The organism is Nocardioides aquiterrae (genome assembly GCF_039526625.1).
Lineage (GTDB): Bacteria > Actinomycetota > Actinomycetes > Propionibacteriales > Nocardioidaceae > Nocardioides > Nocardioides aquiterrae.
Window position 1 is genome coordinate 29770 of the sequence record NZ_BAAAJE010000034.1, and the last position, 13034, is coordinate 42803.

Sequence of the window (13034 nt, forward strand, 5' to 3'; positions counted from 1 at the left end):
CGGGTGGTCGCGGCCCTAGGCTCCCGCTCATGAAGCGCGTCGTGGGCTACCTGGTCGGCCTCGCCGTGCTGTGCCTCGTGCTCGTGGTGCCGGCACTCATCCGGTCCGGCGGGGATGCTGCGATCGACTCGGACATCTCGATCGACAGCTACCGCGCCACGTTGGACGTGGACGAGAACGGCGACCTCACGGTCGACGAGACGCTCGACGTCGCGTTCCTGGTCGGCGGCAAGCACGGCATCTTCCGCTACTGGGACCGCCGGGACCCGAACGCGCCGCACGCGCGCCGCGACCCGCACGACGTCGTCGTCACGATGGACGGCCAGGACGTCCCGGTGGAGCTGAGCGACGAGAGCGGTCGGCGCTACCTCGTCGCGCGGGTCGGCGATCCGAACAGCACGGTGTCGACCGGCAACCACACCTACCGGATCCACTACGAGGTCGACGGCGTGCTGGAGCCGGGGGTGGACGCCGACAGCGAGACGCAGCTCTACTGGGAGCTCGTCCCGCACGGCCCGCAGATCGGCGAGGCGAACCTGACCGTGCACCTGCCCGCCGCGGCCGAGCACGTCGAGTGCGCCGTCGGCGCCGGGCAGACCGGCGGGTGCCGTCCGCAGGGCGAGGGCACCGACACCCTGCGGGTGCGGACGGGAGCCCTCGAGCCGGGCACCCCGGTCACGCTGCTCGCCGGCATGGACATCCCGACGCCCCCGCCCGGCAAGGAGCTGCCCTGGACGCAGCGCTGGGACGCGGTGCTCGGCACCAGCGTGCCCGTCGCGGTCCTCGTCCTCCTCCTCGCCGTGGGCGCCGGCCTGCTCGGCTTCGTGCTCGTGCGGCGGACCCGGGAGCAGGACCCGGGGTTCCCGCTCCTGTACGCCCCACCCGAGGGGATCGGCCCGGCACAGGCGGCGTACCTCGTCAGCGAGGACGTCGGCGACGAGCAGTACGTCGCGACGCTGATGTACGCCGCCGAGCGGGGGGCCATCGACCTGAACCGGTCGAACGACACCTGGACCATCACCGACAAGAACGGCTCGGAGGGATGGGCCGGCCTGGACCCGGTCACCTCCGGCGTCGCGCACCTGCTCGGCGGCCCGGGCGCCTCGTTCCGGGCGAGCCCGAAGGACGTCGAGGCCGGCAAGCGGCTCAAGGCCGAGATGGAGCGGTTCGAGGAGTCCACCCGCAGCTGGGCGCGGAGCTCCGGGCTGATGGTCGCCAGCGGCCTGGGCAACCGCGGGGCCCTGGTCATCGGCGCCAGCGCCCTCGCCGTGCTCGCCATCGCCTGGTGGAACCCGCTCGACATGACCCTGCTCGGCCTGGTCCCCGGCCTGTTCGCGGTCTTCGGGGCCGGGCTCGCCGCGACCGGTGCCGGCACCCGGCGGACCCGCGCCGGCCGCGACCTCTGGTCCCGCTCCGGCGGCTTCCGCCGGATCCTGTCCACGCCGTCCGCCGAGGACCGCTTCGACTTCGCCGCGCGCAAGGACCTCTACACGGCCTACGTCCCGTGGGCCGTGGCGTTCGGGTGCGCCGACGAGTGGGCCGAGAAGTACCGCACCGAGATGGGCTCCGAGCCGCCGGTCCCGTCGTACTTCGGCGGCTACTACGGCGGCATGGCCGCCGGGTCGGCCGTCTCGTCCATGGTCGGCGACTTCCAGTCCACCGTCAGCTCCGCGATCTCGTCGTACGAGGCCACGCAGAAGTCGTCGTCGTCGGGAGGCGTCGGCGGGAGCTTCTCCGGTGGCGGTGGCGGCGGCGGTGGCGGAGTCGGCTCGTGGTGACCACCGGGGTGCTCCGATCCAGCAGAGCTCCATCCACCTGAGAGGTTCAGATGCTCATCGCCATCATCGTCATCGTCGTCGTCATCGTCGCCCTGGTCGGCTTCGTGATCGTCGGCTTCAACAAGCTGCGCACCACCGACATCGGCGCGCAGGAGGCGCTCGGCGGGATCGACGTCCAGCTCACCCGGCGCGCCGACCTGATCCCGAACCTGGTCGAGACCGTCAAGGGGTACGCCGCCCACGAGAAGGGCGTGTTCGAGGAGGTCACCGCGGCGCGCGCCGGGGTCCAGGCCGCCGCGAAGGGCGACGACGTCCCGGCCAAGGCCGCCGCGGACGCCCGCCTGCAGGGCGCGCTGGTGAACCTCAACGCGGTCGCCGAGAACTACCCCGACCTCAAGGCGAACCAGAACTTCCTGGACCTGCAGCAGCAGCTGGCCGAGACCGAGAACCAGATCTCCTTCGCGCGCCAGTACTACAACGACGCCGTGGCGACGCTGAACAAGCTCACCCAGACCATCCCGTGGATGTTCTTCACCGGCATCGCCAACGTCCACAAGCGCGACTTCTACGAGGCCCCGGACGGCCAGGAGGTCGCGCCGCAGGTGAAGTTCTGAGCGAGGACGCAGGCGAGCGAGACGCGCGACACGAACAGGACTGCACGTCGCGGGTGCCGGGTACACCCGCGACATGCACGTTCCCGACCCGCGCGGGCCGCTGACCGAGGAGCTGTTCCGAGCCCTGCGGTCCGGCACCGACGACTTCTACACCGTCCTCGCCGCCACCCCGGCGGCCGAGGGTGAGGACGCCGCCCTCGCTCTCTGGGCGCTGCACGAGCTGCACTACCGCGGCTTCGACGACGTCGACGACGCGCTCGAGTGGGACCCCCAGCTGGTGCGCGTCCGCGTCGTGCTGGAGCGCGACCTCGAGTCCCGGCTCCGCGCGCGGTTCGCGCGGCCGGAGGGGCTCTCCTTCGTCGAGGACTTCTTCGGCTGGCTCGACCAGCAGGAGGGCGCGTCGCTGGCGCGGCACGTCCATCGCGACGCGACGTACGACCAGGCGGTCGAGCTGCTGCGCGTCAAGTCGCTCTACCACCTCAAGGAGTCTGACCCGGTCGCCTGGCTGGTGCCGCGGCTCGGGGTGCGCGCCAAGGCCGCGCTGATGGAGCTGCAGTTCGACGAGTACGGCGACGGCGACCCGAACCGGCTCCACCACCACCTGTTCGCCGAGGGGCTGCGGGCGACCGGCCTCGAGGCGTCGTACGACGCCCACCTCGAGGTGATGCCGCAGGAGGCGTTCGACCAGCACAACACCGTCTCGATGTTCGGCCTCCAGCGCCGGCTGCGCGGGGCGGCGCTCGGGCACCTCGCGGCGTTCGAGGCGACCAGCTCGCTGCCGTCGCGGCGGATGGCGCAGGGGCTCGAGCGGCTGGGCTTCCCGGCCGAGATGGTCGCCTACTACGCCGAGCACGTGGAGGCCGACGCCGTGCACGAGCAGCTCGCCGTGCGCACGATCATCGGTGCGCTGCTCGAGGAGGAGCCCGAGCTCGAGGAGGACGTCTGGTTCGGGGCGTTCACCTGCCTCGACCTCGACGACCGCTTCGCCCGGACCATGCTGTCCCGCTGGGGCGCCGACGAGGAGCAGGTCGCGTGAGCACGTCCACCGAACCGACCGCCGGCTACGAGCACCCGGACATCGTGCTGTGCCCCGGCGGCCCGATGCTGCTGCGCGGCAAGCACACGATCGAGGACGCCGACGGCGTGGCGCACGAGACGACGCGCCCCGTGACCGCGGTGTGCCGGTGCGACCGGTCGCAGTCGTTCCCGTGGTGCGACGGCACCCACAAGGTGCTGCCGGAGAAGCTGCGTCCTACGTGAGGTCCAGCCGGACCAGCACGCCCCGGTCGCACCACCGCACCTCGGTGACGACGAAGTCGTCGTCGCCGTGCAGGCGCGCCCGCAGCGCGTCGACCTGCTCGACGGTGCCCAGCTGCAGCAGCAGGGTGCCCAGCGGCGTCAGGTGGCTCCGGGCGACGTCGACGCACAGCCAGGCGAGGTCCATGCCGTCGTCCCCGCCGTCGATGGCGACCACCGGGTCCTCCGGGTAGTCGCCGACCCGCGCCCGCGGCACCCACGGCGGGTCGGCCACCACGAGCGCGAAGCGCTCGCTGTCGCGCAGCACGTCCTCCATCGGCCCCTCGCGGACCTCGACCCGGGCGCCGAGGCCGGCCGCGTCGGCGTTGTGCCGTGCCCACTCGCACGCCGCGGGGTTCACGTCCACGCACACCAGTCGCCGGGACGACCCGAGCACGGCGAGCAGCCCGATCTGGCCCGCGCCCGCGCACAACTCGAGCACGGCGCCCGGCGGGGCCGTCTCCAGGATCTCGGCGGCCCAGGTGGCCTGTGCCTCGGTCCAGGGGCGCGGTCGGAGCACCCGCCCGTCGAAGGCGATGCGGAGCGGGCCGAAGCCCATCGACTCCGCGGCTGGGAGCGTGGTCATGGCGCGGCAGTACCCGGCCGCGAAGGCTCACACACCGCGCCGGCAGGCCTCAGAACACGTTCAGCGGGCGGAACTGCACCGAGACGCGTGGCCCGGCGTGGGCGACCTTCGGAACGGCGTGCTCCCAGGTGCGCTGGCACGAGCCGCCCATCACGAGGAGGTCGCCGTGGCCCATCTCGACCGAGATCGAGGCGCCGCCGAGCCGCGGGCGGAGCATCAGCTTGCGGGGGTCGCCGAGGGAGACGATCGCGACCATCGTGTCGCTGGTCTTGCCGCGGCCGATGGTGTCGCCGTGCCACGCGACGCTGTCGCGCCCGTCGCGGTAGTAGCAGCACCCCGCGGTCACGAACGGCTCGCCCAGCTCCGGCCGGTAGTGCGCCGACAGCGCCCCGCGCGCCCGGGCCAGCGCCGGGTGGGGGAGCGGCTCGCCGACGCCGTACGTGTGCAGCAGCCGGGGTACGTCGACCTCGCGGTCGTACATCTGCCGGCGCTCCGCTCGCCACGGGACGTCGCGCACGAGCGTCGCGAACACGTCGTCGGCCTCGGGCAGCCAGGCCCGGGCGAGGTCGACCCACGCCCCGCGGGTCAGGAGCCGCCGCGAGATCCCGTCGAACGCCGGCGCCTCCGCGGTCGGCGCCCCGAACAGCGAGCCCTGGAAGTCCATGGGCACAGCATACGCCGGGATCGAACAGATGTTCGACCCCTATTCGGTGGCGATCGCCTCCAGCACGTTGAGCCGCGCGGCCCGGACGGCGGGGAGGATCGCGGCGAGGACGCCGACCAGCACGGCGATCACGAGGAACACGAGCAGCTGGCCCAGGGGGAGCCCCAGGGAGGTGAGGTTGTCCTTCAACGACTGCCGCAGCAGGACCCCGATCACCAGGCCGATCGCCATGCCGAGCACCGCGCCGAGGACCGCGATCGCGACCGACTCGAGGGTGATCATCCGCCGCAGTCGTGGTCGGCTCATGCCGATCGCCCGGAGCAGGCCGATCTCCCGGGTGCGCTCGATGACCGACAGGCCGAGCGTGTTCACGATCCCGATCACGGCGATCACGATCGCCAGTGCGAGCAGCCCGTAGATCATGTACAGCAGCTGGTTGACCTGGCCGCGGATCGACTCGGCGAACTCCTGCTTGTCGTAGACCGCCACGATCGGCGTGGACGCCACCGCCTCGTCGAGCGCGGCGCCGACGGCCACCGGGTCGGCCCCGGGCTCGAGCACGATGCTGAGGCTGGTGTCCTGGCGGGGCACGCCGGCGTCGGCGAGCAGGTCGAGCGGGACGCTCACGTCGCCGGTGGTCTCGCTGCCCTCGATGATGCCCGCGACCTCGAGGTCGAGGGCCCTGCCGGCGAGGAACGTCAGCTCCAGCGGCGACCCGACCCGGAGGTCGTGGTCCGCGGCGAAGCCGCGGGTCACCAGCGCCTCGTGGCCGTGCAGCTCCTGGCGCCCGTCGACGACGTCGAGGTCGTAGATGTCGTCGAAGGCGGCGTCGTTGCCGGTCACGAAGACCGTCGAGTCGTCCACCCTCGCCCCGGTCCACTGCTGCCGGCTCACCGTGGCCACACCGGCGACGTTCGCGAGGTCGTCGCCGACCGCGGTGGTGAACGGCAGGAAGTTGGTGCTCTGCACCAGGAAGTCGGAGGTGAACTCCTCGTCCACGACGTCGTCGACCGACGCGTTGAGGGAGGCGGCCAGCACCCCGATGCAGGAGACCAGGGCGAGCCCGATCATCAGGGCCGACGCGGTCGCGCCGGTACGACGCGGGTCGCGCAGCGCGTTGTCGCCGGCCAGGCGGCCGGCCGTGCCGAAGAGCCGCCCGAACAGGCTGCGGCACAGGAGCAGGACCGGGCGGCCGAGCACCGAGCTGATCCCCGCCGCGGTCAGGATCCAGATCCCCGCACCGATGCCGACCCAGAGCGCGTCGGGCCCCGGGCCGCCCCGGACGCCGACGACGGCGAACCCGGCGCCGACCGCCATGAGCACGGCGCCGATCACCGTGCGCCGGCGGAGCGAGTCCCGCGCCGGCGCCGGGTCGGCGCGCATCGCGGCGACCGGCGCGACCCGGCCGGCGCGCCGGGCCGGGAGGAAGGCGGCGACCAGGGTCACGCCGATCCCGACCGCGTAGCTGATGAGGACCGACCGCGCGTCGAGCGTCAGGACGTCGCCGGCGATGTCCAGCCCGATCGCCCGGAACAGCGCGGCCAGGCCGCGGGCGAGCAGCCACCCGAGCCCGATCCCGAGGGTCGCGGCCAGCGCCGACAGCACGGTGGCCTCGACCAGCACCGACGCGGTGACCTGGCGGCGCGAGGCGCCCAGCGCGCGCAGCAGCGCCAGCTCGCGGCTGCGCTGCGCGACCAGGATCGTGAACGTGTTGACGATGATGAAGCCGCCGACGATCACCGCGATGATCGCGAACACCAGCAGGAAGGTGGAGATCACGTCGAGGAACCGGCCGACGGCGTCCTGGGACTCCTGCGCGACCTGGTCGCCGGTGACCGCCTCGAAGCCGGCGGGCGCGACCCGGTCGGCCGCCGCCGCCAGCTGCTCCTGGGTGACGCCGTCCGCAGCGGTGAGCGAGACCTGGTTGAACGCGTCCGCCCCGTCCAGGAACAGCTCCTGCGCGCCCCGGGTGCTGAACACGAGCAGGGTGGCGCCCGCGGTGCCGCCGCCGTTGAACTCGGCGGTGCCGACGAGGGTCGCCGTGCGCTCCGACCTGCCGAACGGCGCGAGCAGCTTCACCTCGTCGCCGAGCCGGTAGTCGCCGTTCTCGGCGGCCGCGTCGTCCAGCACGATCTCGTCGGCCGCGGTGGGCCAGCGGCCGCTGCTCAGCAGCATCGGCGGGTCACCGGCCATGTTGGGCCCGTCGGTGTGGTTGAACGCGAGCGTCGGTGCGCCGGTGCCGCCGACCAGCGTGCCGTCGGAGGCGAGCAGGCTCATGCCGATGCCGACCACGTCGCCGTCGGCGCGGGCCACCTCGGGCAGCGCGGCGAGCCGGTCGACCACCTCGGGGGAGACGGTCTGCGTGGTCTGGGTGGGGGCGGAGTCGAACGACGACGTCTGCTCGGCGCGGACGACCCCGTCGGGGGTGGAGCTGTAGATGATGCTGTCGAAGGTGGACGAGAGGCCGTTGCTGAAGACGAGGACGCCGGACAGGAACGCCACGCCCAGCACGATCGCCAGGCCGCTCATCACCAGTCGCACCTTGCGGGCGAACAGGTTGCGCAGGGTCAGCTTGAGCACGCCGTACCCCTCAGGCCCGGCCGGTCCGGGCGGCCGCCAGGTCCTGCAGGCGGGTCATGTGCTCCAGGATCTGCTCCCGCTGCGGGTCGTGGATCTCGTCGACGACCAGGCCGTCGGCGAGGAAGACGACCCGGTCGCAGTACGACGCGGCCACCGCGTCGTGCGTGACCATCACGACCGTCTGGCCGAAGTCGTCCACGCTGCGCCGCAGGAACGAGAGGACCTCGGCGCCCGACGTGCTGTCGAGGTTGCCGGTGGGCTCGTCCGCGAACACGATCGACGGCTTGCTGGCCAGCGCCCGGGCGCAGGCGACGCGCTGCTGCTGCCCGCCGGACAGCTCGGTGGGCCGGTGGTCGAGCCGGTCGCGCAGCCCGACCGCGTCGATCACCGTGTCGAACCACGCCCGGTCGGGCTTGCGGCCCGCCAGGTCGAGCGGGAGCAGGATGTTCTCGGCCGCGGTCAGGGTCGGGATCAGGTTGAAGGCCTGGAAGACGAACCCGATCCGCTCCCGGCGTAGCGCCGTCAGCTCCTTGTCCTTGAGCCGGCCCAGCTCGGTGCCCCCGACCTCGGCGGCGCCCGACGTCGGGGTGTCGAGGGCGGCCATGCAGTGCATCAGCGTCGACTTGCCCGAGCCCGACGGGCCCATGATCGCCGTGAAGCGACCGGCCTCCAGGTCGAGGGTCACCCCGGCCAGGGCGTGCACGGCCGTGTCGCCGGATCCGTAGGTCTTCCGCAGGTCCACTGCACGGGCGGCCGGGGCCGTCGCGGGGGTCGGGGCGCTGGTCATGGCCCCAGCCTGCCGGACCCCACCGACCCCTCACCATCCGGGAGATCCCTGAGGGCCGCCAGGGGCCCTGGGGCCCGGTGTGATCGTCGAGAACGACCTCAAGAACTCCTCAGGATCTCCGGGGTTTTGCCGATCCCGGGACGAAACCGGGCTAGGCCACCTAGATTTCGTCTTGTGGACGAGTTGCTGGTGACTGAGGGGCGTGCGCTCAAGCACGTCCAGGTGCGCGAATACGTGCGCACTCTCGTCACGGGGGCGGCACCCGGTTCACCTGCACCGAGCGAGCGCGAGCTGGTGCACAGGTTCGGGGTCGCCCGCATGACGGTGAGACAAGCCATGGATGCCCTCGTGGTCGAGGGCCTTCTCGAGCGGATCCCGGGGAGGGGCACGTTCGTCGCGCGTCCCCGGCGGGCCGCGAGCCGACTGACGAGCTACACCGAGGAGATGGCGCGCCGCGGCCTGCTGGCCGAGTCGCAGACCCTCCTGGCCCGCCGCGAGCAGGCCGGCCCCGGCGTGGCGCGAGCGCTGAACGTGACCGAGGGGGACGCCGTCATCCACTGGCGCCGGCTCCGTCGCGCCGACGGCCAGCCGATGTGCGTGGAGGACGCCTACCTCAACGAGGTGCTGATCCCGGGCTTCCTGCAGAGCGGCATGCCGACCAGCCTGTACGACGCGCTCGAGTCGCGCGGCCTGCGCCCGACGTGGGCCGAGGACTCCATCAACGCCGATATCGCCGGCGACGAGGAGGCCAAGCTGCTCGAGATCGAGCCGGGCGGCCCGGTGCTGCGGCACTCGCGGCGCGGGCTCGCGGGCGACAAGGTGGTCGAGGTCTCGCGGACGGTGTACCGGGCGGACCGGTACACGATGTGGCTCCAGGTGGGCTCGGAGGGTTAGCGGGGACGCGCCAGCGGACCCGCTGATGGTGATCGAGCGAGGCGCGCGACCGAGCTCGCGAGGTCGCGACCGCCGTGTCGAGATCCAGCCAGCGAAGGCGTCACAATCCGCCGAGCGGCGCCACCACGTCGCCGGTCTCCTCGCAGACCCACACCGGGTCGGGGCCGCCGAGGTCGGGCTGGATGTAGAGCGCGTGCACGGGCGCGCGGTCGCCGCAGTCCAGGCACACCGGCCAGCGGCCGACGGTCTCGAACAGCGCGTCCTGGACGTCCTGCGCGACCAGGCCGGCGACGTACTGCGCGCCCTCGGGCCACTGCTCGGCCCACCACTTGCGCTGGGACACCGCCTCCTCGAGCGCGGACACCGCCTGGGCCGTGGCGTGGTTGCGGGCCTGGAGGTCGGCGAGCACGCGGGCGCGCGCGTCGAACAGCAGGGCGTTGTCCATTCCCCCATCATGCCCCCACGCTCCAGCGCGGCTCCCCGATCCGCGGGCGCTCCGCGCCTACCATGCCGGCATGGGCCCCGCGCTCCTCGAGGTGGCCGTCCAGGACCCGCGCGACGTACCGGGCGCGCAGGAGGGCGGCGCCGACCGCCTGCACCTCTCCGGCCCGGAGGGGATGTCGCCCGAGCCCGCGCTCGTGTCGGCGGTCTGCCGCGAGACCGAGCTGCCGGTGTTCGTGGTGCTCTGCCTCAACGACACCTGGAGCACCACCGGCGGCGAGATGACCCGGCTGGTCGGGCTCGCCGGTGACTACCTCGGCTCGGGCGCCACCGGGGTCTCCTTCGGCTTCCTCGATGCCGACCTCGAGGTCGACACCGAGACCTGCGCCTACCTCGCCGGCCAGCTGCCGCACGTGCCGTGGACCTTCGGCCGCGCGATCGACGACACCCTGGACCTGCGCCGCTCCTGGCGCCGGCTCGCGGACCTGCCCGGCCTGGTCGCGGTGTGCTCCGCGGGCTCGCCGCGCGGGCTGGAGGTGGGGTACGACGAGCTGCTCGACCTGGCCGCCGCCGACCCGCTGGTCGCCCGGACGCTGATGCCCGGAGGCGGGCTGGTGGCCGAGCAGGTGCCGTGGTTCGTGCGGGCGGGCGTGCGCCAGTTCCGGATCGACCGGCAGGCGCGGCCGGGCGCGTCGTACAAGGCGTATGTCGACGCGGCCCACGTCCGCTCCTGGCGGCTGCTGCTCGACGACGCGCTGGAGCGCGCGCAGCGCACCGCTGGATGATCCTCATCGACCCGCCCAACGCCGCCGGGCACGGGCGGCTGTGGTCGCACCTGGCCAGCGACGCGTCGTACGACGAGCTGCACGCCTTCGCCCGGGTCGTCGGCATCCCCGAGCGCGGCTTCGACCGCGACCACTACGACGTGCCCGCCGAGTGGTACGACCAGGTCGTGGCCGCCGGCGCCACCCCGGTGTCGTCCCGCGAGCTGGTCCGCCGGCTCACCCTGGCCGGCCTCCGGAGGCGCAAACCGCGGTAGTCCCTGACGAAAATGTCGTGTGGGAACGTTCCCACACCACACGTTCGTCAGGGACTATCCCACCAGCGCGCCCAGCTCGCACTCCACGTTCGCCCGGGCGGCGGACTCCCAGGCGGTCCGCGCGTAGCGGGTCTGGAACAGGTGCGGCTTGGCGAGCAGGTCGCGCAGGATCGCGGAGCGGCCGGCGACGAAGTCGGCGTCAGAGACGTGCGCCCACTCCCGGCGCACGGAGGCGACGTACTCGCGGTACCGCTGCCGCGGGGCGGCCAGGATCGCCAGGTCCGCGTCGGAGAGCGCGCAGCCGTTGCGGTCGCGGTCGGCCGGCCGGTGGTGCTCGGTGATCAGCACCAGCCGCACCACCTCGTCGACGATGGCCGGCTCGACCAGCGTCGGCAGCGCCTCGGCGGCCCAGGCGGCGGACCGCTTCTCGGCGTCCGGCTGGGCGTCGTACACGCTGTCGTGGAACCACGCCGCGAGCACGACGGCCATCCGGTCGAACTCCGCGCCGTGCGACGCCAGCTCGTGGATCCGCTCGAGCACCTCGGTCAGGTGCCGGACGTCGTGGTAGCCCCGGTCCGGGTGCGCGTACGACGCGGCCAGCTGCGCGCCCAGGTCGCGGGCGCCGGGCAGCGGCCAGGCCAGCAGGAGGTCCACCCGGACATGGAAGCAGCACCGGGTCGGGAGGCGCTACGGTGGGCCGGACAACTGGAACGTGTTACAGAAAGGCAGGGCGGGCCGTGGCCGCCAGCAGGGAGCGGATCCGCGAGGTCGTGGACCGGTACGTCGGCCTGGTCGCCAGCGGCACCGCGGCCGAGATCGTGGACCTCTACGCCGAGGGCGCGACCGTCGAGGACCCCGTCGGCTCCGACGTGCTGAAGACCCGCGAGTCGATCACCGCGTTCTACTCCGCGCTCGAGGGCCTGGAGCAGCGGACCCGGCTGCTGGCGGTGCGCATCGCCGGCGGCGAGGCGGCGTTCCACTTCGAGGTGCAGACGGTCGCCGACGGCGTGACCTACACGCTCGCGCCGTTCGACGTGATGACGTTCGACGACGACGGCCGGATCACGTCGATGCGCGCCTACTGGGGCGACGACGACATGACGATCGGCTGACCCTACGGGCGGCACTCCGCGGTCTGGTCGGAACCGGTCGACCTCGGGAGCTGGATGTCGCCGACGTAGGTCTCGACACCGGTCGTCACGCTCACCGGCTCGAACGTGCCCTCGTCGAACTTGCACCACATGGCGCCCTGCATCCACCCACCGCTGTTCGCCTTCGGGTCGACGAGGATCGTCATCCCGTCCTGGGTGGTGAGCTGGCCCTGGAGCCGGAAGTTGCCGTCGCTGTCCGACGTGGCGCTGGCGACCAGTCGGCCGGCCGCGTCGAACAGGCGCAGCTGGGCATCGGCCATCGGGTAGGAGGGCGCCCCGCCGTCGACCACGGCCCCGGTGACCCACGCTCCCCGCTTCGGCACCGTGAAGTCGCCGAACGCCATCCGCTGGGGCCGCACCGACCCGCCGTGCACCACTCCGGTCGCGCCGAGCCAGATGCCGCCGCCGTCGTACTTGAGGTTGTAGCGGCCGGGGTAGAGCCCGCGCAGCACCGCCTTGCCGTCGCGCGCCTTGGTCGACCACCACTGCCCGGTCGTCCGGCTGGTGACGGTGACGGTGGAGGCGGGCGCGCGGCCGCCGTCCCTGGTCTTGAGGAAGACCGTGAGGTTGCCGGCCGTCTTGGTCAGCGTGACCCGGCTGTCCTTGACCTGCCCGAAGTTCACGCCGCCGACCCAGGTGCACTTGCCGACGTGCTTCTTGGCCTTGTCGTAGGTGAACAGGCAGTACTGGCCCGCCGGCAGCCCGCCGACCGCGAACTGGCCCTTCTTGTTCGCGGTGGTGGCGAACGACTGCTCGGACTTGTTCGCGGCGACGATCCGCGCGTTGCGCAGCGGCTTGCCGCCCGCCTGGGCGAGGCCGGTGATGGCGGCGCCCGGCTTCATCGTCACGCTCTTGCTGACCGTGTGCCGGCCGACGGTGACGGCGATGTCGGTCGGGGCGTACTTCGAGGTGTCGTACGCCGGGCGCTGGTCGACGAACTGGAGGTGGTAGCCACCGGGCGCGAGCCGGAGCGAGTAGCCCCCGCCGTTCGCGCGGGCGGTGCCCAGGTAGTTCCAGTTCTTGTCGAACCACAGCACCTTCATGCCGGGACACTTCGACAGCTTCGGGCACTTGATCGCGCCGTACACCAGCTGTCGGGTGTCGGTCGCCTGCGCCGGCGCGGCGAGCCCCGCGAGCGCCGTCACGAGGACGACGGCGAGGGCGACGAGCACGCGGGCGGGGGAGCGCATGTGCTCATCGTAGG

15 protein-coding genes are annotated in these 13034 nt (G+C 72.8%); 8 read left to right on the forward strand and 7 right to left on the reverse strand.

What is annotated here, in order from left to right; all coding sequences use genetic code 11:
• The first annotated feature begins 29 nt into the window (after positions 1 to 29).
• The 4 genes from ABD086_RS24405 (at position 30) to ABD086_RS24420 (ending at position 3652) form a co-directional block, all read left to right on the forward strand.
• Positions 30 to 1778 (forward strand): DUF2207 domain-containing protein, encoded by a 1749-nt coding sequence (locus ABD086_RS24405; protein ID WP_343911130.1) that lies wholly within the window; start codon positions 30 to 32, stop codon positions 1776 to 1778.
• Positions 1779 to 1828: 50 nt separating this feature from the next.
• Entirely contained in the window at positions 1829 to 2392 is a 564-nt protein-coding gene (locus tag ABD086_RS24410) for a LemA family protein (protein WP_343911132.1), read from the forward strand.
• 73 nt (positions 2393 to 2465) lie between these two features.
• On the forward strand, positions 2466 to 3428 hold the full coding sequence (locus ABD086_RS24415) for an iron-containing redox enzyme family protein (RefSeq protein WP_343911134.1): 963 nt from the start codon (positions 2466 to 2468) through the stop codon (positions 3426 to 3428).
• Entirely contained in the window at positions 3425 to 3652 is a 228-nt protein-coding gene (locus ABD086_RS24420) for a CDGSH iron-sulfur domain-containing protein (protein WP_343911136.1), read from the forward strand. Before ABD086_RS24415 ends, ABD086_RS24420 begins: the two co-directional genes overlap by 4 nt.
• Here the strand turns inward: ABD086_RS24420 and ABD086_RS24425 are convergent.
• Genes ABD086_RS24425 through ABD086_RS24440 form a run of 4 tightly spaced genes read right to left on the reverse strand, consistent with a single transcriptional unit; the run spans position 3645 to position 8305 of the window.
• Positions 3645 to 4274, reverse strand: a complete 630-nt coding sequence (locus tag ABD086_RS24425; RefSeq protein WP_343911137.1) for a methyltransferase domain-containing protein — start codon at positions 4272 to 4274, stop codon at positions 3645 to 3647. The two genes, ABD086_RS24420 and ABD086_RS24425, sit on opposite strands and share 8 nt — an antisense overlap.
• A gap of 49 nt (positions 4275 to 4323) precedes the next feature.
• Complete coding sequence (locus tag ABD086_RS24430; protein WP_343911139.1) at positions 4324 to 4938, reverse strand: alpha-ketoglutarate-dependent dioxygenase AlkB; 615 nt, start codon at positions 4936 to 4938, stop codon at positions 4324 to 4326.
• A 39-nt stretch (positions 4939 to 4977) separates the two neighbouring features.
• Positions 4978 to 7518 carry an ABC transporter permease gene (locus ABD086_RS24435; protein ID WP_343911141.1) on the reverse strand — a complete coding sequence of 847 codons (2541 nt, stop codon included), beginning with the start codon at positions 7516 to 7518 and terminating at the stop codon, positions 4978 to 4980.
• Positions 7519 to 7528: 10 nt separating this feature from the next.
• Positions 7529 to 8305: an ABC transporter ATP-binding protein gene (locus ABD086_RS24440; protein WP_343911143.1), complete on the reverse strand. Its 777-nt coding sequence runs from the start codon at positions 8303 to 8305 to the stop codon at positions 7529 to 7531.
• A 234-nt stretch (positions 8306 to 8539) separates the two neighbouring features.
• Between ABD086_RS24440 and ABD086_RS24445 the strand changes: the two genes are divergently transcribed.
• Positions 8540 to 9199, forward strand: coding sequence for a GntR family transcriptional regulator (locus tag ABD086_RS24445; protein ID WP_343911203.1), 660 nt, complete (start codon positions 8540 to 8542; stop codon positions 9197 to 9199).
• Between the two features lie 100 nt (positions 9200 to 9299).
• Here the strand turns inward: ABD086_RS24445 and ABD086_RS24450 are convergent, their stop codons facing one another.
• Complete coding sequence (locus ABD086_RS24450; RefSeq protein ID WP_343911145.1) at positions 9300 to 9644, reverse strand: hypothetical protein; 345 nt, start codon at positions 9642 to 9644, stop codon at positions 9300 to 9302.
• Between the two features lie 70 nt (positions 9645 to 9714).
• On the opposite strand from ABD086_RS24450, the gene ABD086_RS24455 reads away from it, so the two are divergent.
• Together ABD086_RS24455 and ABD086_RS24460 are read left to right on the forward strand one after the other, a co-directional pair.
• Positions 9715 to 10425: a copper homeostasis protein CutC gene (locus tag ABD086_RS24455; RefSeq protein ID WP_343911147.1), complete on the forward strand. Its 711-nt coding sequence runs from the start codon at positions 9715 to 9717 to the stop codon at positions 10423 to 10425.
• Positions 10422 to 10679 carry a DUF4031 domain-containing protein gene (locus tag ABD086_RS24460; RefSeq protein WP_343911149.1) on the forward strand — a complete coding sequence of 86 codons (258 nt, stop codon included), beginning with the start codon at positions 10422 to 10424 and terminating at the stop codon, positions 10677 to 10679. Before ABD086_RS24455 ends, ABD086_RS24460 begins: the two co-directional genes overlap by 4 nt.
• Positions 10680 to 10733: 54 nt before the next feature.
• On the opposite strand, the gene ABD086_RS24465 is transcribed toward ABD086_RS24460, so the two are convergent.
• A complete protein-coding gene (locus tag ABD086_RS24465; RefSeq protein ID WP_343911151.1) occupies positions 10734 to 11333 on the reverse strand; it encodes an HD domain-containing protein in 600 nt (199 codons plus the stop codon).
• 83 nt (positions 11334 to 11416) lie between these two features.
• On the opposite strand from ABD086_RS24465, the gene ABD086_RS24470 reads away from it, so the two are divergent.
• Positions 11417 to 11791, forward strand: coding sequence for a nuclear transport factor 2 family protein (locus tag ABD086_RS24470; RefSeq protein WP_343911153.1), 375 nt, complete (start codon positions 11417 to 11419; stop codon positions 11789 to 11791).
• Between the two features lie 2 nt (positions 11792 to 11793).
• Here the strand turns inward: ABD086_RS24470 and ABD086_RS24475 are convergent, their stop codons facing one another.
• Entirely contained in the window at positions 11794 to 13020 is a 1227-nt protein-coding gene (locus tag ABD086_RS24475) for an MSCRAMM family protein (RefSeq protein WP_343911155.1), read from the reverse strand.
• Positions 13021 to 13034: the final 14 nt, after the last annotated feature.

Bases quoted from the DNA above. Each gene is read 5' to 3' on its own strand.
- ABD086_RS24405 (WP_343911130.1), top strand. From the start codon at position 30: ATGAAGCGCGTCGTGGGCTACCTGGTCGGCCTCGCCGTGCTGTGCCTC.
- ABD086_RS24410 (WP_343911132.1), top strand. From the start codon at position 1,829: ATGCTCATCGCCATCATCGTCATCGTCGTCGTCATCGTCGCCCTGGTC.
- ABD086_RS24415 (WP_343911134.1), top strand. From the start codon at position 2,466: ATGCACGTTCCCGACCCGCGCGGGCCGCTGACCGAGGAGCTGTTCCGA.
- ABD086_RS24425 (WP_343911137.1), bottom strand. From the start codon at position 4,274: ATGACCACGCTCCCAGCCGCGGAGTCGATGGGCTTCGGCCCGCTCCGC.
- ABD086_RS24430 (WP_343911139.1), bottom strand. From the start codon at position 4,938: ATGGACTTCCAGGGCTCGCTGTTCGGGGCGCCGACCGCGGAGGCGCCG.
- ABD086_RS24440 (WP_343911143.1), bottom strand. From the start codon at position 8,305: ATGACCAGCGCCCCGACCCCCGCGACGGCCCCGGCCGCCCGTGCAGTG.
- ABD086_RS24450 (WP_343911145.1), bottom strand. From the start codon at position 9,644: ATGGACAACGCCCTGCTGTTCGACGCGCGCGCCCGCGTGCTCGCCGAC.
- ABD086_RS24455 (WP_343911147.1), top strand. From the start codon at position 9,715: ATGGGCCCCGCGCTCCTCGAGGTGGCCGTCCAGGACCCGCGCGACGTA.
- ABD086_RS24460 (WP_343911149.1), top strand. From the start codon at position 10,422: ATGATCCTCATCGACCCGCCCAACGCCGCCGGGCACGGGCGGCTGTGG.
- ABD086_RS24475 (WP_343911155.1), bottom strand. From the start codon at position 13,020: ATGCGCTCCCCCGCCCGCGTGCTCGTCGCCCTCGCCGTCGTCCTCGTG.